This window comes from Paraburkholderia sp. BR10141, assembly GCF_056155635.1.
The window spans coordinates 1-1,127 of record NZ_JBMIQH010000122.1 but is presented as its reverse complement, the minus strand read 5'-3'; the positions used below and the strand labels follow the sequence as shown (position 1 = coordinate 1,127).

Here is a 1,127-nt window from a genome sequence, read left to right as displayed (position 1 = left end):
GACGCTGCGCCGTCTGCGCGTGCCGATCGTGCTCGTGGCGGCGTCGCTCGTCGTGGCGGTCGTCGGCGCGAATATCCAGTGGCTCATGATGGCGCGCCAGCGCGACGCGATCAGCGCGCAGATGACCGAGCTGCTCCTCAACGCGTTCCCGAAGACGACCGTCGTGCTCGATCCCGCCGGGCAGATGGCGCGCCAGTTGCAGCAGTTGCGCCTGGCCGCGGGCGAGCCCTCGCCCGACGACTTCCTCGCGCTCTCCGACGGGCTCGCGCGCTCGCTCGGTCCGGTGCCCGCGAACGGCATCGCGGCCCTCGACTATCACGACCGGCGTCTGGACGTGACCTTCAAGCCAGGCGTCAACGTCGACGCCGATCTCGCGAAACGCCTCGCGGGCAACGGCCTTGCGGGCACGGTCGATGCCAGCACGGGCAAATGGACCATCAGGAGCGCATCGTGAAGACAACGGCTATAAGCGGCGCGTGGGCCGAGGCCTGGACGAACTTCTGGGAGGCGCGCTCGACGCGCGAAAAGACGCTGCTCACGTGGGGTGGCGCGGTGCTTGCGCTGGCGATCGGCTGGTCGGTGCTGTGGCAGCCCGCCGCCGACGGCCGTGCGCGCCTGCGTCAGAGCCTGCCCGGCATGCAGCGCGAACTCGCGCAGATGACGGCCGAGGCCGACGAGGCGCGTTCGCTGGCCGGCGCGGCGGCCAGCGTGGCGCCGGGCGGCCAGGCGCTCAAGGACGCGGTCACCGCGTCGCTCGCCGATCACGCGCTCACGGGCGCGCAGATTCAGCTGATCGGCACGACGGTGCAGGTGCAGATGAAGAACGCGTCGTTTCCGGCGTGGGCCGCGTGGCTCGACGACGTGCGCAAGCAGTTCAAGGTGCAGGTGGTCGAGGCGCACATCACCGCGCTGAAGGCCGATGGCCAGGTCGATTTGACGGCCTCGCTGCAACCGGCGAATACGCATTAAGAAGAAAGCGCGCATCGAAAAGCGCGCAATGAGAATCGCCGGAGAAATACGCAATGAGTTACTGGATGCGGCGCCTGCGCGCCGCGTTGCCCTGGCTGATCGTGGGCGTGCTGTCGAGCGCTGTGGTGTTGCTCGCCCGCCTGCCCGCGGCCTGGATC

The 1,127-nt window shown here is 69.4% G+C and carries 2 protein-coding genes and 1 pseudogene; all 3 read left to right on the top strand.

Going from position 1 to position 1,127, the window contains the following annotated elements; all coding sequences use genetic code 11:
• On the top strand, positions 1-454 hold a 454-nt coding region (gene gspL / locus ACOJB8_RS41105; RefSeq protein WP_475017980.1), incomplete at its 5' end, for a type II secretion system protein GspL.
• Positions 430-969: a type II secretion system protein M gene (locus ACOJB8_RS41100; RefSeq protein ID WP_475017978.1), complete on the top strand. Its 540-nt coding sequence runs from the start codon at positions 430-432 to the stop codon at positions 967-969. The genes gspL and ACOJB8_RS41100, both read left to right, overlap by 25 nt.
• A gap of 53 nt (positions 970-1,022) precedes the next feature.
• Positions 1,023-1,127: pseudogene (locus ACOJB8_RS41095) on the top strand (type II secretion system protein N); the annotation flags it as partial.